This window comes from Xenorhabdus sp. Sc-CR9, from assembly GCF_963897815.1.
Taxonomy (GTDB): Bacteria; Pseudomonadota; Gammaproteobacteria; order Enterobacterales; family Enterobacteriaceae; genus Xenorhabdus.
Genome location: NZ_CAWQTY010000148.1, coordinates 1 through 18,703, shown reverse-complemented (window position 1 = coordinate 18,703; position 18,703 = coordinate 1). Strand labels below are relative to the sequence as shown.

Sequence of the window (18,703 nt, the reverse complement as noted above, 5' to 3'; positions counted from 1 at the left end):
CCACAGTTTTTCCTGTTTTGATAAGATGTTACTTGCTCCATACCCTCGATTCGCGTAAAACTGTTACCTAAAATTATTGATAATAACTCCATACTCTCCAGATATTATGTTTCAAAATAATCCGCTGCTTGCGCAGCTAAAACAGCAACTTTACGCACAGACCACCCGCGTAGAAGGTTTAGTTAAAGGAACTGAAAAAGGCTTTGGATTTTTAGAAGTCGATGGCCAGAAAAGTTATTTCATTCCGCCTCCCCATATGAAAAAAGTCATGCACGGTGACCGAATTACCGCTGCTATCCATACAGATAAAGAAAAAGAAATCGCTGAACCAGAAACCCTGATTGAGCCATTCCTGACCCGCTTTGTTGGAAGAATCCAGAAGAAAGAAAACGATAATCGACTATGGATCGTTCCTGACCATCCATTATTAAAAGACTCTATTCTGTGCCGCCCTGCCAGCCAAGTTACCCATACTTTCGAAAATGGCGATTGGGCTGTTGCTGAGATGCGCCGCCACCCACTGAAAGGTGATCGCGGGTTTTATGCCGAAGTTACGGGTTACATTACTAAAGGCGATGACCATTATGCTCCGTGGTGGGTAACACTGACTCGCCATAGTCTGGAGCGTCAGGCTCCGGCTATGACAGACTGTCAGTTGGATGACGATTCTATCGAACGCATTGATCTTACTTCTTTCGATTTTGTTACTATCGACAGTGCAACAACTGAAGATATGGACGATGCTCTGCATATCTCCAAAAATGATGATGGCAGCCTGAAATTGTCTATCGCTATTGCTGACCCAACAGCTTATATCCAAGCTGGCAGTGAATTGGATAAGATTGCCTATCAGCGTAGTTTCACTAACTACCTGCCCGGCTTTAATATCCCAATGCTCCCGCGTGAACTATCAGATGATTTATGTTCGCTGCGCCCCAATGTTCACCGTCCTGCTCTGGTTTGCCAGGTTTCTATTCTGGAAGATGGTCAATTGGGTGATGACATTCAATTTTTCACAGCTTGGGTAGAATCTAAATGCAAATTGGTTTATGACGAAGTTTCTGATTGGTTAGACGGTCAAGAAAGCTGGAAACCCGAATCTGCGGCTGTGACTACTCAAATCACTCTGTTGAAAGAAATGTGTGACCGCCGAAATAACTGGCGTCAGCAACATGCCCTGGTTTTCAAAGAACGACCAGATTATCGCTTTATTCTGGATGAAGGCGGCAATGTTGTTGATATCGTTATTGAGCAACGCCGTTCCGCTAACCGCATTGTTGAAGAAGCCATGATCACTGCGAATCTGTGCGCAGCCAAGATTTTACGTGATAAGTTAGGTTTTGGTATTTATAACGTCCACACAGGCTTTGAATCCACTCAGATTGATCAAGTCGTTGAAGTAATTAAAGAAAATGGCATTGAAGCTAATGCCGAAGCATTATTGCAATTAGAAGGTTTCTGCAAATTGCGTCGTGAGTTGGATAATCAACCTACACAATTCTTAGATAGCCGCATCCGTCGTTTCCAGACTTTCGCAGAAATTAAAACAGAACCAGGCCCACATTTTGGACTGGGTTTTGATGCTTACGCTACTTGGACATCCCCTATCCGGAAATATAGCGATATTATCAACCATCGACTGTTAAAAGCGATTATCCAGCAGGTTGAAGTGGAAAAACCAACTGAAGAAATTTGCTTGCAATTGACAGATCGCCGACGAGCAAATCGCTTGGCTGAGCGCGATGTCGGTGACTGGCTCTATGCACGTTTCTTACATGTTCATGCCGGGACAGACAAAACATTCCCGGCAGAAATTATTGATATTACGCGTGGCGGCCTGCGTGTTCGTCTGGTTGATAATGGTGCCATCGCTTTTGTACCCGGGCCATTCTTGCATGCCGTTCGTGACGAACTACAATGCAGCCAAGAAACAGGTTCCGTATTAATCAAAGGTGAAACTGCTCACCGCTTAAATGACATCATCAATGTCCGTATTGAAGAAGTCAGAATGGAAACCCGCAATATCGTAGCCCGCCCTGTAGGTTAATGTTACAGGTTGTTCTACATTAAACATGCAACTGCCGCCATTTATGGGCGGCAATCTTGTCAGAAAGATCGCTTTGTAATCACAACCGTTCTGTAATAACAATAAATAAGAGTTTCCTAATATGCGATTTTCTCTGTTCAGACAGGCAAGCATCCCGGTTGTACTTTTCCCTCTCATTGGCTCCCTGATAACTTTTCCAACCAGTGCCATGACTCAAAGTGAAGTACCTCATCAAAATGTTATATTCAAACAAAATCTGATCATTAATCAGCTCTCAATACTTGAAAAAAACGCTAATGGCCGCCTTGGTGTTGTATTAATAGATACAGCAGATCATTCCACTATAACTTATCGTGCAGAAGAACGTTTTCCATTGTGCAGTACCAGTAAAGTTATGGCAGTAGCTGCAATTTTGAAAGAAAGCGAAACAGATAGCCGCTTATTAAATCAGCGCATTCACTATCAACCATCAGATCTTGTTGAATACAGTCCTATTGCGGAAAAACATCTTAAGAAAGGCATGACGTTGGGCGAACTGAGTGCTGCGACACTACAATACAGTGATAATGCAGCAATGAATCTGTTGCTTAAACAATTGGGCGGCCCAGATGAAGTCACAAAATTCGCTCGTGTTATCGGCGATAAATACTTTCGTCTCGATCGTAAAGAGCCAGAACTGAATGCCGTTGTACCGGATGATGAACGTGATACATCAACACCACAAGCCATGGCGGACAGTTTATATCATTTAGCATTAGGAAATACTCTAGCCACCACGCAACGTGAGCAATTAGTTGAATGGTTAAAAGGAAATACAACCGGTAATACCAGCATTCGTGCCGGACTACCGGAAAATTGGATTGTGGGAGATAAAACCGGGCGCTGCAATTATGGTTCAACAAATGATATCGCGGTAATTTGGCCAGATACTAAACGCGCGCCATTAGTTTTAGTTACTTATTTTACTCAGCCAGATAACGAAATAGCCCGCGCCCGTCCCGATGTGCTGGCTGCGGCCGCACGTATAGTGACTCAAAGCGGAATGCCTGAATGAAGAAAGTCGGAGAAAGCGGAATGCCTGACTAAAGTTGTTAGAAATAAATTCAATTAACAAGCTATGTGACTTATTTTCTACATAGCTTGTTAATAAGAAATAAAATTTAGCCTCCTGCCAGTTTCACTTTCATTCCTTTAGCTTCCAACAACTGTTTCAGTAAATCACGTTTATCACCCTGAATCTCAATTTCTCCATCTTTGACAGAGCCGCCGCAGCCACATTTTTTCTTCAATTCCGCTGCCAGCTTGGCTAACGTTTGATCATCAGCATCAATGCCCGTGATTACACAAACACCTTTACCTTTGCGCCCACTCGTTTGACGCTGGATACGTACAATACCATCACCTTTTGGACGCGCTGGCTTGATATTTTCTTCTTGGATACGGCCGCTATCCGTCGAATAAACCAAACGAGAGTCATTACCCATGAACGATTCCAATAGATTGATTAATATTCTTCAATGCCAGTGCTGGATGTTCTGCACGTGTAATAGGACGCCCGATCACCATATAATCCACTCCGGCCTGAACAGCCTGAAAGGGTGTCATAATACGACGCTGATCGCCAGCATCCGCACCTTCAGGACGGATACCCGGAGTCACAAGCTGGAACGCTTTACCGCATACTGTTTTCAGTTGTTGTGCTTCATGAGCAGAACAAACCACACCATCCAGACCACACTGTTGAGCCAACAAAGCCAAACGTTCTGCGTGCTGTGCCGGGGTCACATCAATTCCAATCCCTGACAGATCAGACTGTTCCATACTGGTCAACACGGTAACGGCGATCAGCAATGGTGCCTCTTTAGCATAGGGCAACAGAGCCTCTTTAGCTGCGGTCATCATTCTTGCACCGCCACTCGCGTGAACATTGACCATCCAAACGCCCATTTCAGCGGCAGCCGCTACCGCTTTTGCCGTTGTATTAGGGATATCGTGGAATTTAAGATCCAAAAATATATCAAAACCGCGCTGATGCAATGTCTGAACAAATTGTGGGCCGTACAGTGTAAACATTTCTTTGCCTACCTTCAGACGGCAGGATTGTGGGTCAATCTTATCGACAAATTCCAATGCCGAATTCTGATTATCATAATCCAATGCAACGATCACAGGCGGGTTAATCTGTTTATCTATTGTTTGAGCTATGTGGGAAGTCATTTTTAGGCCCTTTTCATTTACCAATGAACTTGAACTGTTCAAGAACTGTTAGTGAATGTTACTCACTAATACTAATGAAGATAAACATGTCTGTAGTCAAACATGCATTTATAATAACTTGATAATAAGTGACGGTGTCACTGACCATCTAAACCTCGAATCGGTTTAATCGAATCCCATGAGCGACACGATGGGCAATGCCAATATAACGCGCGGGAGGTGAAGCCACATTTGTGGCATCGATAATCAGGTTTCGTGCGGATTTGTTCACCTACTATATTACGCAAAAGAATGAGGCTTTCTTTTGCACGCCCTTCTTCTGCATCCGTCAAATGGTAATCCATCAAGCGATAAAATAACCGCATTGTTGGATGGAATTCCAACTGACGATTAATGTAATTTTGGGCAATATCACGCCCTTCTCTCTTCTCAATAATGTCAGCCATATGCAGTTCGGCAATTGCACCACATTTTTCTTCCACACAGCGCTGTACAAAAGCTTCCCATTCATCCGGCTGGGACAGGTGCTGATAACATTCTTGCAACATCGGCAGAGCTTCACTGATCAGTTGCTTATCTTGTTCAAGGATACATTTCAATGCGTCAGCTGCTTTCAAATATTCTGCCTGCGCCATATAAACACGACCAAGCATAATTGAAACCCGAGCACAATTTTTATCTGCCTGAGCCGCTTTATGCAAATGACCATTCGCATCACTAAAATCATCATTACCCATACATTGCAGTGCAAGTTCACAGTAAAAATGGGAAATTTCTTCTCTAAAATGATGTTTCCCCAGTTTCACTAGCTTTTCAGCTACTTCAATAGCTTTATTCCAATCACTGATTGATTGATAGATGGTTAACAAAGAGTTGAAGGCATTTTCATGGAAGTCAGTTTCATCAACCAACTGAATGAACATATTTTCGGCTCGATCATAAACTCCAGCGGCCATATAATCCCGGCCAAGTTGCTGGATCGCAAGCAAACGCTGCTCGAATGTCAAAGAAGCACTTTCCATCAGGGATTGGTGAATCCGAATAGCTCTCTCAACTTCACCACGGGAACGGAACAGATTGCCTAACGTCAGATGAGCCTCAAATGCAGAACTATCCTCTTTCAGCATATCAAGAAATAGATCTACCGCCTTATCCTGTTGATTGGAGAGTAAAAAGTTAACACCATCAACATATTCACGTGAAAGACGGTCAGCCGATTGCTGTTTGTCTTGTTGAGCACTTCTGCGCCCCATATACCAACCATAGGCGGCAGCAATAGGAAGCAGCAGAAACAACAGCTCTAACATGGAGTATTATTCCTTGTTTAATGCTACGGTAGAAACGGCTTTTACAGATGAATCAGATGGTTGATTCAACTGACTTTCCAAACGCTTAATTTTACGTTTTGCACGTTGCAGAGAAATACGAGTGCGTAGGTAAAAGGCCCCACAAATCCCCCAACCAAGGGTAAAACCGATAGCAAACAACGCGGCTAATAGTGTGGATATAGAATAATCGCCTTTGGCAATCAAATAATTAAATGTCACGATTTGATTATTATTTGCTCCCAGCGTGACTGAGATAACAAAAACAACCAGTGCCAGTAATAAAATCAAAAAGTATTTCACATTTCTTCCTGTTATCTATTGTTACTGATTTATACCTGTCGTCTTTCAAGTTGCAGCTTTGTTGGCTGCGCTCACTCACCCCGGTCACATAGTTATCTATGCTCCAGGGGATTAATGAAAGGCTCCTGCCTTTCACCGGAGGTCAGCCTTTGGCTGGGCAAATTAGTTCCCGACGAATTTGTCATTCCCTTGCCGTCGCGCTGCATCTTGAAATCCAATGGGTATAGTTATGCCAAATAACAGACATAGTGGCGTGCTAAATTAGCATTTCTCGTCTACGCAAAGGAAGCAATTTATTGCAACAAGCGCTGATTTGCTTCTTTTTGTGATGTTATTCTACTTGTCTGTTCTTAACCCTACTTTTTCTCTGAAATAATTTTATTCAATTAAAGCTACAAAAATCCGTTTATAGTTTAGCATGCTAATATTCTTATCATTGAGAACATTCCGCTTTATCCCCTTTGTCTATGAATTTACTGCTTTGTTAGCTGCATTTCCCTGTTAACGTATATTTGGTTATAGAAGACCTTTTGAAATCTATTAGGTTTATATTCATACATATTAATAAGCTCTGTTATAATGCGATGGCGTACATGCGTTGTGATCAGAGAAAATTTTTGCGTAGTTTTAACTGATATCTGAACCGATCTTGTTCTGAGTATCGCAATATTTATAACGAGTCAAATCAATATATGAATACTAAAATGCAGCTAAAACGAGTAGCTGAAGCGAAGTTACCTACGCCATGGGGTGAGTTTTTGATGATTGGATTTGAGGAAATCGAAACAGGCCGCGATCATGTTGCCCTAGTTTTCGGTGATATTTCTGGTGATGAGCCAGTATTATCAAGGATCCATTCAGAATGTCTCACCGGAGATGCTTTATTCAGCCTAAGATGTGACTGCGGTTTCCAATTGGAAGCTGCAATGTCACAAATTAGTACGGAAGGTCGTGGTGTTCTTCTGTACCACCGTCAGGAAGGCCGCAATATTGGCTTGCTGAATAAAATCCGGGCCTATGCTTTACAAGATCAGGGTATTGATACCGTTGAAGCCAATCATCAGTTAGGATTCGCTGCCGATGAGAGAGATTTCACCCTTTGTTCAGACATGTATAAGTTGTTGGATATTCATGCAATCCGTCTTCTGACTAACAATCCTAAAAAAGTTGAGATCATGGTAGAAGCTGGCATTAATATTGTCGAACGGGTACCGCTGATTGTCGGGCGCAATCCCAAAAATGCTTACTATCTGGATACCAAGGCCAGCAGGATGGGGCATTTGCTATTCCAAGCGAAATAAAAGTTATTTATCTTTTGCAAGATCTAAAAAAGAAAAACTGCGTCGGTGTGGGCGCAGTTTTTCTTTATAATTCTCTTTTATACAAACACTGATATTTTACTTTGCAATTATTTCAACATATTACGAATTACATAATGCAAAATACCATCGTTATAGAAATAAGCCAGTTCTGTACCGGTATCAATGCGGCAACGAGTATCAATCACAGTTTCCAGCCCATTGGCATAAGTAATTTTTATCCCGATTATCTGTCCTGGCTTAAGATTCCCCAATCCTGCAATATCAATCTTTTCATCGCCAGTTAAATTTAATGTTTTACGACTGACGCCCTGAGGAAATTCAAGAGGCAATACCCCCATACCAATTAGGTTAGAACGGTGAATGCGCTCAAAAGACTCTGCAATCACAGCCCTGACTCCCAACAGTCTTGTCCCTTTTGCTGCCCAGTCGCGACTTGAACCTGAACCATATTCTTTACCTGCAATGATGGTCAGCGGTATCTTTTCTTCCTGATAACGCATGGCTGCATCATAAATCGCAAGTTGAGACTGTGACGGGATATGGCGGGTGTACCCTCCTTCAATATCCGGTACCATTTCATTGCGAATACGAATATTGGCAAATGTCCCTCGCATCATGACTTCATGGTTACCGCGCCTTGAACCATAAGAGTTAAAATCCTTTGGCTTCACGCCGTGCTCTTGTAAATAGTAGCCTGCTGGACTATCGGCTTTGATATTTCCCGCGGGGGAAATATGATCTGTTGTGACCGAATCTCCCAATATCGCCAATATATGTGCCTGATGGATGTCCGTCACTGGTTTAGGTTCGGCAGTCATATCACTAAAGAACGGTGGATGACGAATGTAGGTGGAATCCAGCTGCCAAGGATAAGTTGCTGAACCCTCGACATTCAAAGCCTGCCAACTTTCATCACCATCAAATACAGCATTATATTCTTTGTGGAACATTTCAGTTCTGACTTTCCCAACCGCTTCCGCAACTTCCCGGCTATTGGGCCAGATATCTTTCAAGTAAACATCATTGCCTCGTTGATCTTTTCCGATAGGCTCACGAGTCAGATCTTTTTTCATACTGCCAGAAAGTGCATAAGCAACCACCAGCGGTGGCGATGCCAGCCAGTTTGTTTTTACCAATGGATGGATGCGCCCTTCAAAATTTCGGTTTCCCGAAAGCACCGCGCCCACCGTTAGGTCAAATTGCTTAATGGCAGCTTCAATCGGTTCTGGAAGTGGGCCAGAGTTACCGATACAGGTTGTACAACCGTATCCCACCAGATTGAAGCCCAGTTTTTCCAGATATGGCATAAAACCCGCCAACTCCAGATAATCGGTCACAACTTTGGAGCCGGGTGCCAATGAAGTCTTAACCCATGGTTGGCGCTGTAATCCTCTCTCCACTGCCTTTTTAGCAAGTAAAGCAGCCGTCATTAATACACTGGGATTAGAGGTATTGGTACAGGACGTAATGGCAGCAATAACTACTGCACCATCTTGCAATGAAAAAGTCTGGTTATCTAAGACAATGGATACCGCTGATGAACGCACCGGATTTTTATGGATATCAAGTTCCATGGCAGATTGGAAAGCCTGCGGTACATTCCCCAGCGCAACTCTATCCTGAGGACGTTTCGGCCCTGCCAGACTTGCCTCAACCGTCGACATATCCAACTCAAGACTGCTGGTGAAAATGGGTTCATCTCCTGCATTACGCCATAAACCCTGCGTTTTACAATAGGATTCAACCAAAGCGATTTCGTCTTCATTGCGCCCGGTTAAACGCATATAACCCAATGTTATATCATCAACAGGGAAGAAGCCGCAGGTTGCACCATATTCAGGTGACATATTGGCAATAGTCGCTCTATCTGCCAATGGTAAATCAGACAATCCATCTCCATAAAATTCAACAAATTTCCCTACAACACCATGCTTACGCAGCATTTGCGTCACCGTCAGAACAAGGTCAGTAGCCGTGATCCCTTCCGCCAATTTTCCTGTTAATTTAAAACCAACAACATCTGGGATGAGCATAGAAACGGGTTGCCCCAACATTGCAGCCTCAGCTTCAATGCCCCCGACTCCCCAACCCAGTACACCCAAGCCATTAATCATCGTTGTGTGAGAATCCGTTCCGACCAGCGTATCAGGGTAGGCAAAATTCTTTCCATTCTGATTTTCATACCAAACAGCTTTCCCCAGATATTCAAGGTTAACCTGATGGCAGATCCCCGTTCCCGGCGGTACAACCCGGAAACGATTAAAAGCCTTCTGTCCCCAACGCAAGAACAGATAACGTTCATAGTTACGTTCCATTTCAATCTGAACGTTTTCCGCAAATGCCTGCTGTGTGCCAAATTTATCTACCATCACCGAGTGGTCAATGACGAGATCAACCGGAGACAACGGATTGACTTGTTCTACATTTCCACCAAGCCTCAACACAGCTTCCCGCATGGCAGCAAGATCCACCACCGCCGGAACGCCAGTAAAATCCTGCATGAGTACACGGGCTGGACGATAAGCAATCTCTCTATCTGCATGACCGTTTTTCTGCCATGCCACCAGCGCCTTTAAATCATCCTCCACGACAGATTCACCATCAATATTGCGCAGGAGATTTTCAAGCAGAACTTTAAGGGATTTTGGTAAGCGGGAGATTTCACCTAATTGCTCAGATAACAGAGGTAAACTGTAATAGTGATAGATCTGACTGTCAGTTAATTTGCCATCGATCAAAGATTTACCTTCGATCAATAGTGTTGAAGCACAGTCCGTTTTCAATTTAAACGACATAACTTCTCCTTTCTTATTATTTTATGGCTAGCTACCCCTATTAAACATAACATATAAGTAGACATTTGTTATTCAGAGACCACATATTTTGCTAACCAGCTGTAAATTCTCAATTATTGATAAACTTTAGTGATGACATATAGAAAGTAGATGTGTTTTATTCTGCCATATACCCAATGGGTTTCGATTTTCTACGGGACGGTAAGAACCGAATCCCAGAAACATAACTATACTTATATTCAGTGAATTTCAAGATGCAGGACAACTGCAAGAACGGTTGCTCGGAATCCCAGATCATCGTACTTTTATAAAAACAGTGATCTGGGATGAATATGTGGATTCAGCAAAACTACAGCTTGAGAAACGAAAGACATATAAAAACAGATGAAAACTAAAGGGTATATCCATGATATTCAATTAATTTTTAAAGATGGGAGAATGAATAATGAATATGAAAACGGATACTATACGCCAAAATCATTTAAATCATATACAGCAAGCTAACCAATTCTTTTCTACTGAAAGTAAGAATCCATTTTCTTTGTCAGATTATCGGTTCAATGATACAGATGGCCTTCTCCAATTTGTTATAGCCTCGCAGATTGCCGACAAAACCCGTGTCATACAACAATTGAATAACATCAAAAAAACACAGATAGCCCTTTCTTCAATAGCAACTGACTATATAACCAAATATTCTGATTTTCATGGAAAACAGTATAAAACCGATATTCAATTTTGGGGTGATGTCATAGAGAAATTGCCATTGATGAGCATTAAAAATATAGAAACACAAACTTATCATCATGAAATGAAAGGCGTTTCCATTGCAACCAACTTACTCCAACTCATCATGGATATCGTGATCAACACTTATTCTCCGTCCATTAAAAGCTTTGCTGATTTCCTGCAAAAACAGGGGGATGCCATAAGGTTAGGGTTAAAACGGAATAAAGATCACTATTCTACTCTGACACTGGCTAGTGTCATTGAAGCAGTTGGCATTGAAGATCAGATCATGTATATCCCTAAAATGAAACTTTATAAAATAGATTTCGACCGAACCAATTCAGAAGTGACATCTAATTGCGCCTCTAATGAAAATGTAACTATCGAATTTACTTACTCATCCTGCATTTCGTTATTTGACTATCAATCATTAGAAGATCCAGAAATAAAGGCAGCTTTTGATGGTTTTATTCTTAAACACACAAAATCATCAATAGAGAATTCTGTCAGTTTTTTCAGTGGTGAATTTAATGTCTGAAAAAAAACCATAAAATAACAGGTAAAGACAATGTCACTGAATTTATTTCCATTTATAGCTTTGGATTGCTGGTTTCTTCCTCTTTGGCTGAGATTCATCTTCCGTTAGTATTTACTAGAGCAACACAAAAGTGAGGATGATCAAGACGGTGTATTCACAATACTGAATGAGCGAAAACATTAAAGAGTTGGCGGATTATATGAAAGTACGCAATATAGATATTAGTAAATGACATATCTAAAACAAACAGGGAATTGTTAAGAATTATTCGCTTGTTGTTTGATGAAAATAGGGGGATAAAGGTCTATCTCTTGTACATTCGTTGTACATCCATATTTGATCATTCTTACAGGGGAATAATATGAATTATGAGAATTTTCCATTAATTAATTATTTTGATTTTTTGCAAAACAAAGGCCTCGTAACAGAATATATGATGCCTAATGGGAAAAAATCACTAGAAATAAAATTCAATATGTTAAATGAATTAAAGCCGTTAACTCAAAAACAAGAACCAGATGATATTACCCGCACTAGACTGGTAAGCATGGGATTTATAGAAAATAATAATAGAAGATACATATTATGGAATGGGCATCTTTATGACATAAACCATATTACATATCAAAGCGCTATTTTACCTCAATTATCATATAGTGCTAATGAGTCTCATGCAGCGGGACATGCTCAATCTATACTCAGTCAATTTGGTACTGCATCACCCATCGGCTCGTTAAGGATAAATCCAACAACGGAATATTATGAATCTATAAGAAACACCAACTTCGCTGATTCATATAATGTACGCCCACAAACCCACAGAAGACATAGAGATTCTAGGAGACAGCCACCCGAATCCCTTCCTCAACCTCAACATAGTGTACCTTCTACCTCCTCTTATAATAATAGTCCTCCTCCCTATGAAGCACCACCACCCTATGACTCACCTCCTTCTTATGATTCACCACCCCCTTATGAGGCACCTCCGGCCTATGAGTCAATTACTCAAGATCCAACAATGAGGTCCAGAGGGGATATAGCAGGTCCATCTCATTTATCACAAGCGGGTTCCAGAGGCTCTGTACAGCCCCCTCGTTTTCAAAGAGGAGGAAGAAGGGGAAGAAGATAAAGACCAACCACCTCCCTACTTTTTGGAGGTGGTTTAATCTTCTTTATGATGCTTTTCCTTTATACAATCGGCAGTTCAATGTCTTTAAACATCTCTTCGATCTCTTCATTGGAGCGCAATGCAATGGCTTTATCTACAACATCACGGGTTAAATGCGGAGCGAAACGCCAAATAAAATCATACATATAACTACGTAGAAAACTACTGCGTCGGAAGCCAATTTTAGTTGTGCTGTAACTAAATTTATCACGCATATCAATACGTACAAGATCACTGTCCTGAACAGGTTCTACAGCCATACTGGCAATCACACCAACCCCCAGCCCCAACCGTACATAAGTTTTAATCACATCGGCATCTGTTGCCGTAAATACGATTTTAGGTTTCAGGCCCGCTCGGTCAAAAGCAACATCCAGTTCAGAGCGACCGGTAAAGCCAAAAGTGTAGGTTACTATCGGATACTCTGCCAATTCTTCTATCGTCACATTCTGCCTATTGGCGAGGGGATGATCTTTCGTTACAACAACAGAGCGGTTCCAGTGATAACAAGGCAACATGATCAAATCGTTATAAAGATGAAGTGCTTCTGTTGCTATAGCAAAGTCACTGTTCCCTTTACATACTTCTTCTGCAATCTGAGTGGGTGAACCTTGATGCATATGCAATGATACGTTGGGATAACGTTCAATAAAGCCTTTAATCACAGGAGGCAGAGCATATCTTGCCTGTGTATGGGTTGTCGCAATATATAAAGAACCGCGATCAGGATAGGTATGTTCACTAGCAACAGATCGAATTGAATCGATTTTTGACAGGACCTCACGTGAAATACGGACAATTTCTTCACCAGCAGGAGTCACATGCGTCAGATGTTTGCCACTACGGGCAAATATTTGAATACCCAACTCATCTTCAAGCATTCTGACTTGTTTGCTGATCCCTGGTTGAGAAGTGTACAATCCTTCCGCCGTAGAAGATACATTCAGATTGTGATTAACCACCTCTACAATATAACGCAATTGCTGTAGTTTCATATCAGCACTGTCCCTAATAATAATATTGACGAATGTTTCGTAGTCTAATTAACTTCTATATTGCTAATGGTTATTCACATATAACTATATAGAATATCTTTTTGTAGGCATATAACCACTATAACATTAGCTGTATATTTATATAACAAATAATTAGGTTGAGTAACGATTATCAAACTCTCATTATAGATATATTGTGTTTAAATTCTCTTTAAATACAAAAAAGCCAGCCCTTAGGACTGACTTTTTAGAAATAAAAGTTATATTTTTAGCAAAAAAAGAAATATCTGTCTGAATACATTTCATCGAGTAATACCCAATAATGGGTATATTCAATCATCATACTATTATTTCTCTTTCACCACCCAAGCACCCTCAACAAAAAAGGCAGCCCATCCGGTAGCTTTGCCATTTTTTTCAGAAGAAACATACTGTTGCTTAGTTTTGCGGCTAAAACGTACAACTGTTTTATTTCCTTCAGGATCAGTAACTGGCGCTTCTGCCAAGTAACGTAATTTTTCCGACAAACGGTCTTTGAACCTGACAAGCTCCTCAACCAGAGGCGCACGTGTTTCTCGCGATTTTGGGAATGTATTGGCGGCTAAAAATACCCCCGCTGCACCATCACGCAAAACAAAATAAGCATCCGATTTTTCACATGCCAATTCAGGGAGTGGCACGGGATCTTCTTTCGGGGGCGCAACTTCCCCATTACGTAAGATTTTACGGGTGTTTTTACACTCTTCGTTTGTACAGCCCATATATTTTCCGAAACGTCCCATTTTCAGGTGCATTTCCGAACCACATTTATCACACTCGACAATAGGGCCATCATAACCTTTGATGCGGAACTCACCCTCTTCAACTTCATAACCGTCACACGCAGGGTTATTACCACATACATGCAACTTGCGCTGGTTATCAATCAAATAGCTATCCATCGCTGTACCACATTTCTTACAGCGGCAGCGAGCACGTAAAGCATTAGTTTCCGCATCCTCCCCTTCCAAAATATTCAGAATTTCATTTTCAGGGATCAGGTTAATTGTCTGCTTGCATCGTTCTTTGGGTGATAACGCATAACCCGAGCAACCCAGAAATACCCCCGTCGTTGCTGTGCGAATTCCCATTGAACGATTACAGGTCGGACATTCAATGGAAGTAATTACCATCGGATTTGTACGCATGCCACCTTCATCAGGCTCTCTATTGGCGACATCAAGTTGTTCACTGAAGTTGGAGAAAAATTCATCCAACACACCTTTCCAATCCGCTTCATTATTAGCAACATGATCGAGCTGGTCTTCCATTCTTGCAGTGAAATCATAGCTCATCAATTCATTGAAATTCTCTTCCAGGCGATCATTGACGATTTCACCCATTTTTTCTGCATAGAAGCGGCGGTTTTCAACTCGAACATAACCGCGATCCTGAATGGTTGAAATAATCGAGGCATAAGTTGACGGACGACCAATACCACGTTTTTCCAGCTCTCTGACCAGTGATGCTTCGCTGAAACGCGCTGGTGGTTTTGTAAAGTGCTGACTTGGAAGCAACTGCTGCAAATCAAGTTCCGTACCCGCCTCAATAACTGGCAAGGTATTATCTTCATCTCCTTTGCGCAATGCCGGCATCACTTTCGTCCAACCATCAAAACGCAGCGTACGCCCTTTAGCCCGCAGTTCAAAATCACCAGCCTTAACAGTCAGTGTGGTGGAATCATATTTCGCTGGCATCATCTGGCAAGCGATAAACTGACGCCAGATAAGCTGATACAGCTTCTGAGCATCAGCTTCTATATCTTTCAACTGTTCCGCCATCACTTCAACATTAGAAGGACGGATCGCCTCATGGGCTTCCTGAGAATTTTCTTTGCTGCTATAGACATTGGCACTTTTTGGCAAATATTTGTCACCAAAATACGAACTGATATAACCGCGAACCATGTCCAACGCATCCTGACTCAAATTAGTCGAGTCAGTACGCATATAAGTAATATGGCCCGCTTCATATAAGCGTTGCGCCATCATCATAGTTTTCTTGACACCAAACCCAAGGCGCGTGCTTGCAGCCTGTTGCAATGTTGAGGTAATGAACGGCGCGCTGGGTTTGCTGGATGTCGGGCGATCTTCACGGTCAACGATCTTATACTTTGCTTTCTCAAGCAGAGATACCGCCGCCTGTGTTTGTTGAGCATTTACTGGCTCGAAAGATTTTCCCTTCTCGTGGGTCACTTCCATACGGAGAGCGATATCTCCCTTAGCCACTAAATCCACGTGCAGTTGCCAATACTCTTCCGGCACAAATGCCTTGATTTCACGCTCCCGCTCAACCACGAGGCGAACCGCGACAGATTGAACCCGTCCAGCAGATAACCCTCTGGCAACTTTTTTCCACAGCAGCGGTGAAACCATATAACCGACAACGCGATCCATAAAACGGCGCGCTTGCTGTGCATTGACACGGTCAATATTCAATTCACCCGGTTTATCAAAAGCGTGTGTGATTGCATTCTTGGTAATTTCATTGAACACAACACGACTGAAACGTGTATCATCCCCACCAATCACTTCCCGCAGGTGCCATGCAATGGCTTCCCCTTCGCGGTCAAGATCCGTTGCAAGGTAGACATGTTCGGCTTTTTCAGCCAACGTTTTCAGCTCCGCGACAACTTTTTCCTTGCCGGGTAAAATCTGGTAATTTGCTTCCCAATCGTGATAGGGATCGACCCCCATACGACTTACCAGTGCTGTTTTCTCATCTTTTTTTGCTTTATTTTTATTCTTATCGGTAGATGAGCTTCGACTCTTTTGACTCGCTGCCCCACTTGTCGGCAAATCACGGATATGACCCACACTGGATTTCACAACGTAGTCATTCCCCAGATATTTATTGATTGTTTTGGCTTTTGCCGGGGACTCCACTATAACAAGAGCTTTAGCCATAGTTACCTTTACCTAATTATCTTCTTTTCAGATGGCGAAAATCACGGCGTTATGTTGCGATATATAAAATAAAATCTCTTTTTATATTGCGATAGATTTACAAGATATCAACTAATTTTTATCTTGTGCTTTTGTTTAAGCGCAAAAACCTTTGAAATATTTAAGGTATTTTATATACCAACACAAACCATGCAATTGTATGATTTAACAGTTGTAAACAAAATCTTCCATCTGCATGACGAAAAGCCCACACTCTACCTGATAAAAAACGATGCGCAACAACTTATTTATCGAAGGAGTACAATAGATGCAAACTGAAACAATACCTATTAGGCAAGAACAATTACTGAAAAAAGCAAATGAAATCATCAGGGCACACGAAGATTTTATACAAGGGATGTATGCAGGGAGTGTTGAGTAAAAAGGCGGAGTGTTAGTATTTCGTGGTGCATACTTTTCAGATGAATAAGATTTACCTACTGTAAAGTAGTACAGCTGTGTTTAATATGTTTAAACATTTAGCGCATATATTGTCCGAAAAGCATCATTTAGCTGATTAAATAATGTACTCCATCACTCCATAACAGTTAGCAATGATTATGCGGGTAATAAAAAGCATAACTGCCCTCTATTTACCCACATGATACTAGCAATGATTTTAATGATTAATTATTGCAATTGTATTTTATCAATTATCGCCATAATCCACATTATCATAATCATAACAGTGGCTTTTCGCCCCTTTGCCACCAGCGCATAAACAGTTTATCAATATTTTCCATTGCGCCACCCATAACGCGTTCTACCATGCGTTTACGGCGGGAATAGCTGACACCAATAACTTCACAATGCTCGATTTGTTCAATCAGAAAATCATCGCTGACACCCACTTCATCAATCAGCCCGTGTTCTTTTGCTTGTGTACCATACCAATATTCACCCGTAGCCACATTTTCCACATCCAAAGAAGGACGGTGCTGATGAATAAATGATTTAAATAATTTATGCGTTTCATTTAAATCTTCCTGAAATTTCTGGCGGCCCTGTTCAGTATTTTCACCCAGAACAGTCAAGGTACGCTTGTATTCGCCAGCAGTATGCAGTTCTACATCAATATCATTTTTCTTCAATAATCGATGGAAATTAGGCAATTGAGCCACAACACCAATCGAGCCAATAATCGCAAAAGGTGCAGCTATGATGCGATCGGCCACACAGGCCATCATATAGCCACCACTTGCCGCCACTTTATCCACAACTACTGTCAGACGTACCTCTTTCTGCCGCAAACGGGCTAATTGAGATGCGGCCAGTCCATAGCTATGCACCATGCCTCCCGGACTTTCCAGCCGTAACAAAACTTCGTCTTTTTTATCTGCTACCGCCAATACAGCGCTGATTTCCTCACGAAGGGAATCAACTTCATGGGCATCCATACTGCCTTTAAAATCCAGAACATAAAGACTCGGTTTCTGTAAGCCTTTTTGACCCGTTTTAGCTGCCGTTTTCTTCTGTTTGGCATCATCTTTTTGCTGCTTTTTTAATGCTTTTTGCCAGATTTTTCGTTCTGCCTCACTCATTCGGGCTTGCAGCATCTGGCGTTGTTTCTTCTTATATGACTCACCAAGATTAGTCAGCCTTAACTCTCCTTTCTGAATGGTTTTACGTACACCCAATCCAATACTAAATACCGCCAGAACGACGATCGCTAATACTACAGTAAGCACTTTGGCCAAGAATAATCCGTATAGAGACAAATATTCCACAGATCCACCTTTATTATCTTCTGATGAACAATATGCTTCATTTTAACTAAAAACTGGAGGCAGCGCTCTAACAGTTTACTTAACTCTTTTTTAATTAAGGTTTACTCCCACTACTGATTTAGACAAATTTGACGAGGGCTTTAAGTTTTGTTTTGATGATGGCCTGCGTGTGCCATCCTGAAATGGCAAATATCAGATTTACAAGAATTATAGGAAGATTGTTTGATGTTCAACTACCAACCCAATCATGATCTGCTGCAACACAAAATTATTTTAGTAACCGGTGCTGGCGATGGTATTGGGCGTGAAGCCGCTCTGACTTATGCCCGCCACGGTGCACAAGTTATTCTGCTAGGGCGAACTACTGCAAAGCTTGAAGCAGTGAAACAGAAAATTGAAAATGATGGGGGCTTGCCTGTCAGCATTTATACCAATCTAACTTGAAGATGCAGGTTTTAAAATCTGAAAGTTGTCAGTCAGTCGAGTCGTGAGTTCTTTCGCTTTTTCTGGCAAAGTGGTATGAAAAAAGTGGCGAAGGGTTTCACGGAATGTC

At 41.8% G+C, this 18,703-nt stretch carries 14 protein-coding genes and 3 pseudogenes; 8 read left to right on the top strand and 9 right to left on the bottom strand.

The genetic code is table 11. From position 1 onward, the window contains the following. Nucleotides 1-106 precede the first annotated feature (106 nt). Nucleotides 107-2,047, top strand: coding sequence for an exoribonuclease II (locus AACQ81_RS06900; RefSeq protein WP_237386740.1), 1,941 nt, complete (start codon nt 107-109; stop codon nt 2,045-2,047). A gap of 208 nt (nt 2,048-2,255) precedes the next feature. Continuing rightward, a complete protein-coding gene (gene bla / locus AACQ81_RS06895; protein WP_237386769.1) occupies nt 2,256-3,101 on the top strand; it encodes a class A beta-lactamase in 846 nt (281 codons plus the stop codon). Between the two features lie 106 nt (nt 3,102-3,207). Here bla and yciH read toward each other — a convergent pair whose 3' ends face one another. The 4 genes from yciH to AACQ81_RS06875 all read right to left on the bottom strand — a co-directional run bounded on the left by yciH (nt 3,208) and on the right by AACQ81_RS06875 (nt 5,892). Then, nucleotides 3,208-3,531, bottom strand: coding sequence for a stress response translation initiation inhibitor YciH (yciH, locus tag AACQ81_RS06890; RefSeq protein ID WP_237386739.1), 324 nt, complete (start codon nt 3,529-3,531; stop codon nt 3,208-3,210). Next, nucleotides 3,524-4,264: an orotidine-5'-phosphate decarboxylase gene (gene pyrF, locus AACQ81_RS06885; RefSeq protein WP_237386738.1), complete on the bottom strand. Its 741-nt coding sequence runs from the start codon at nt 4,262-4,264 to the stop codon at nt 3,524-3,526. Before pyrF ends, yciH begins: the two co-directional genes overlap by 8 nt. Nucleotides 4,265-4,401: 137 nt before the next feature. After that, nucleotides 4,402-5,571, bottom strand: coding sequence for a lipopolysaccharide assembly protein LapB (gene lapB, locus AACQ81_RS06880; protein ID WP_237386737.1), 1,170 nt, complete (start codon nt 5,569-5,571; stop codon nt 4,402-4,404). Between the two features lie 6 nt (nt 5,572-5,577). Next, nucleotides 5,578-5,892 carry a LapA family protein gene (locus AACQ81_RS06875; protein ID WP_237386736.1) on the bottom strand — a complete coding sequence of 105 codons (315 nt, stop codon included), beginning with the start codon at nt 5,890-5,892 and terminating at the stop codon, nt 5,578-5,580. Between the two features lie 98 nt (nt 5,893-5,990). Here AACQ81_RS06875 and AACQ81_RS06870 point away from each other — a divergent pair, with 98 nt between their 5' ends. Together AACQ81_RS06870 and ribA are read left to right on the top strand one after the other, a co-directional pair. Beyond that, nucleotides 5,991-6,119 carry a hypothetical protein gene (locus AACQ81_RS06870; protein ID WP_272903042.1) on the top strand — a complete coding sequence of 43 codons (129 nt, stop codon included), beginning with the start codon at nt 5,991-5,993 and terminating at the stop codon, nt 6,117-6,119. Between the two features lie 477 nt (nt 6,120-6,596). Then, on the top strand, nt 6,597-7,193 hold the full coding sequence (gene ribA, locus AACQ81_RS06865) for a GTP cyclohydrolase II (protein WP_237386735.1): 597 nt from the start codon (nt 6,597-6,599) through the stop codon (nt 7,191-7,193). 107 nt (nt 7,194-7,300) lie between these two features. Here ribA and acnA read toward each other — a convergent pair whose 3' ends face one another. Next, on the bottom strand, nt 7,301-10,009 hold the full coding sequence (acnA, locus tag AACQ81_RS06860) for an aconitate hydratase AcnA (RefSeq protein ID WP_237386734.1): 2,709 nt from the start codon (nt 10,007-10,009) through the stop codon (nt 7,301-7,303). Between the two features lie 445 nt (nt 10,010-10,454). Here acnA and AACQ81_RS06855 point away from each other — a divergent pair, with 445 nt between their 5' ends. Together AACQ81_RS06855 and AACQ81_RS06850 are read left to right on the top strand one after the other, a co-directional pair. Beyond that, nucleotides 10,455-11,276: a hypothetical protein gene (locus tag AACQ81_RS06855; RefSeq protein WP_237386733.1), complete on the top strand. Its 822-nt coding sequence runs from the start codon at nt 10,455-10,457 to the stop codon at nt 11,274-11,276. Between the two features lie 361 nt (nt 11,277-11,637). Beyond that, nucleotides 11,638-12,405, top strand: a complete 768-nt coding sequence (locus tag AACQ81_RS06850) for a hypothetical protein (protein WP_237386732.1) — start codon at nt 11,638-11,640, stop codon at nt 12,403-12,405. Nucleotides 12,406-12,464: 59 nt separating this feature from the next. On the opposite strand, the gene cysB is transcribed toward AACQ81_RS06850, so the two are convergent. Continuing rightward, nucleotides 12,465-13,439 (bottom strand): HTH-type transcriptional regulator CysB, encoded by a 975-nt coding sequence (gene cysB / locus AACQ81_RS06845; protein WP_237386731.1) that lies wholly within the window; start codon nt 13,437-13,439, stop codon nt 12,465-12,467. Between the two features lie 347 nt (nt 13,440-13,786). Then, nucleotides 13,787-16,384, bottom strand: coding sequence for a type I DNA topoisomerase (gene topA / locus AACQ81_RS06840; protein WP_237386730.1), 2,598 nt, complete (start codon nt 16,382-16,384; stop codon nt 13,787-13,789). 307 nt (nt 16,385-16,691) lie between these two features. Between topA and AACQ81_RS06835 the strand changes: the two are divergent. Further along, a pseudogene (locus AACQ81_RS06835) lies at nt 16,692-16,944 on the top strand (DUF2498 family protein). Nucleotides 16,945-17,103: 159 nt separating this feature from the next. Here the strand turns inward: AACQ81_RS06835 and sohB are convergent. Continuing rightward, nucleotides 17,104-18,150, bottom strand: coding sequence for a protease SohB (gene sohB, locus AACQ81_RS06830; protein ID WP_237386729.1), 1,047 nt, complete (start codon nt 18,148-18,150; stop codon nt 17,104-17,106). 225 nt (nt 18,151-18,375) lie between these two features. Here sohB and AACQ81_RS06825 point away from each other — a divergent pair. After that, nucleotides 18,376-18,582: pseudogene (locus tag AACQ81_RS06825) on the top strand (SDR family NAD(P)-dependent oxidoreductase); the annotation flags it as partial. Nucleotides 18,583-18,585: 3 nt separating this feature from the next. Here AACQ81_RS06825 and AACQ81_RS06820 read toward each other — a convergent pair. After that, nucleotides 18,586-18,703: pseudogene (locus tag AACQ81_RS06820) on the bottom strand (IS630 family transposase); the annotation flags it as partial.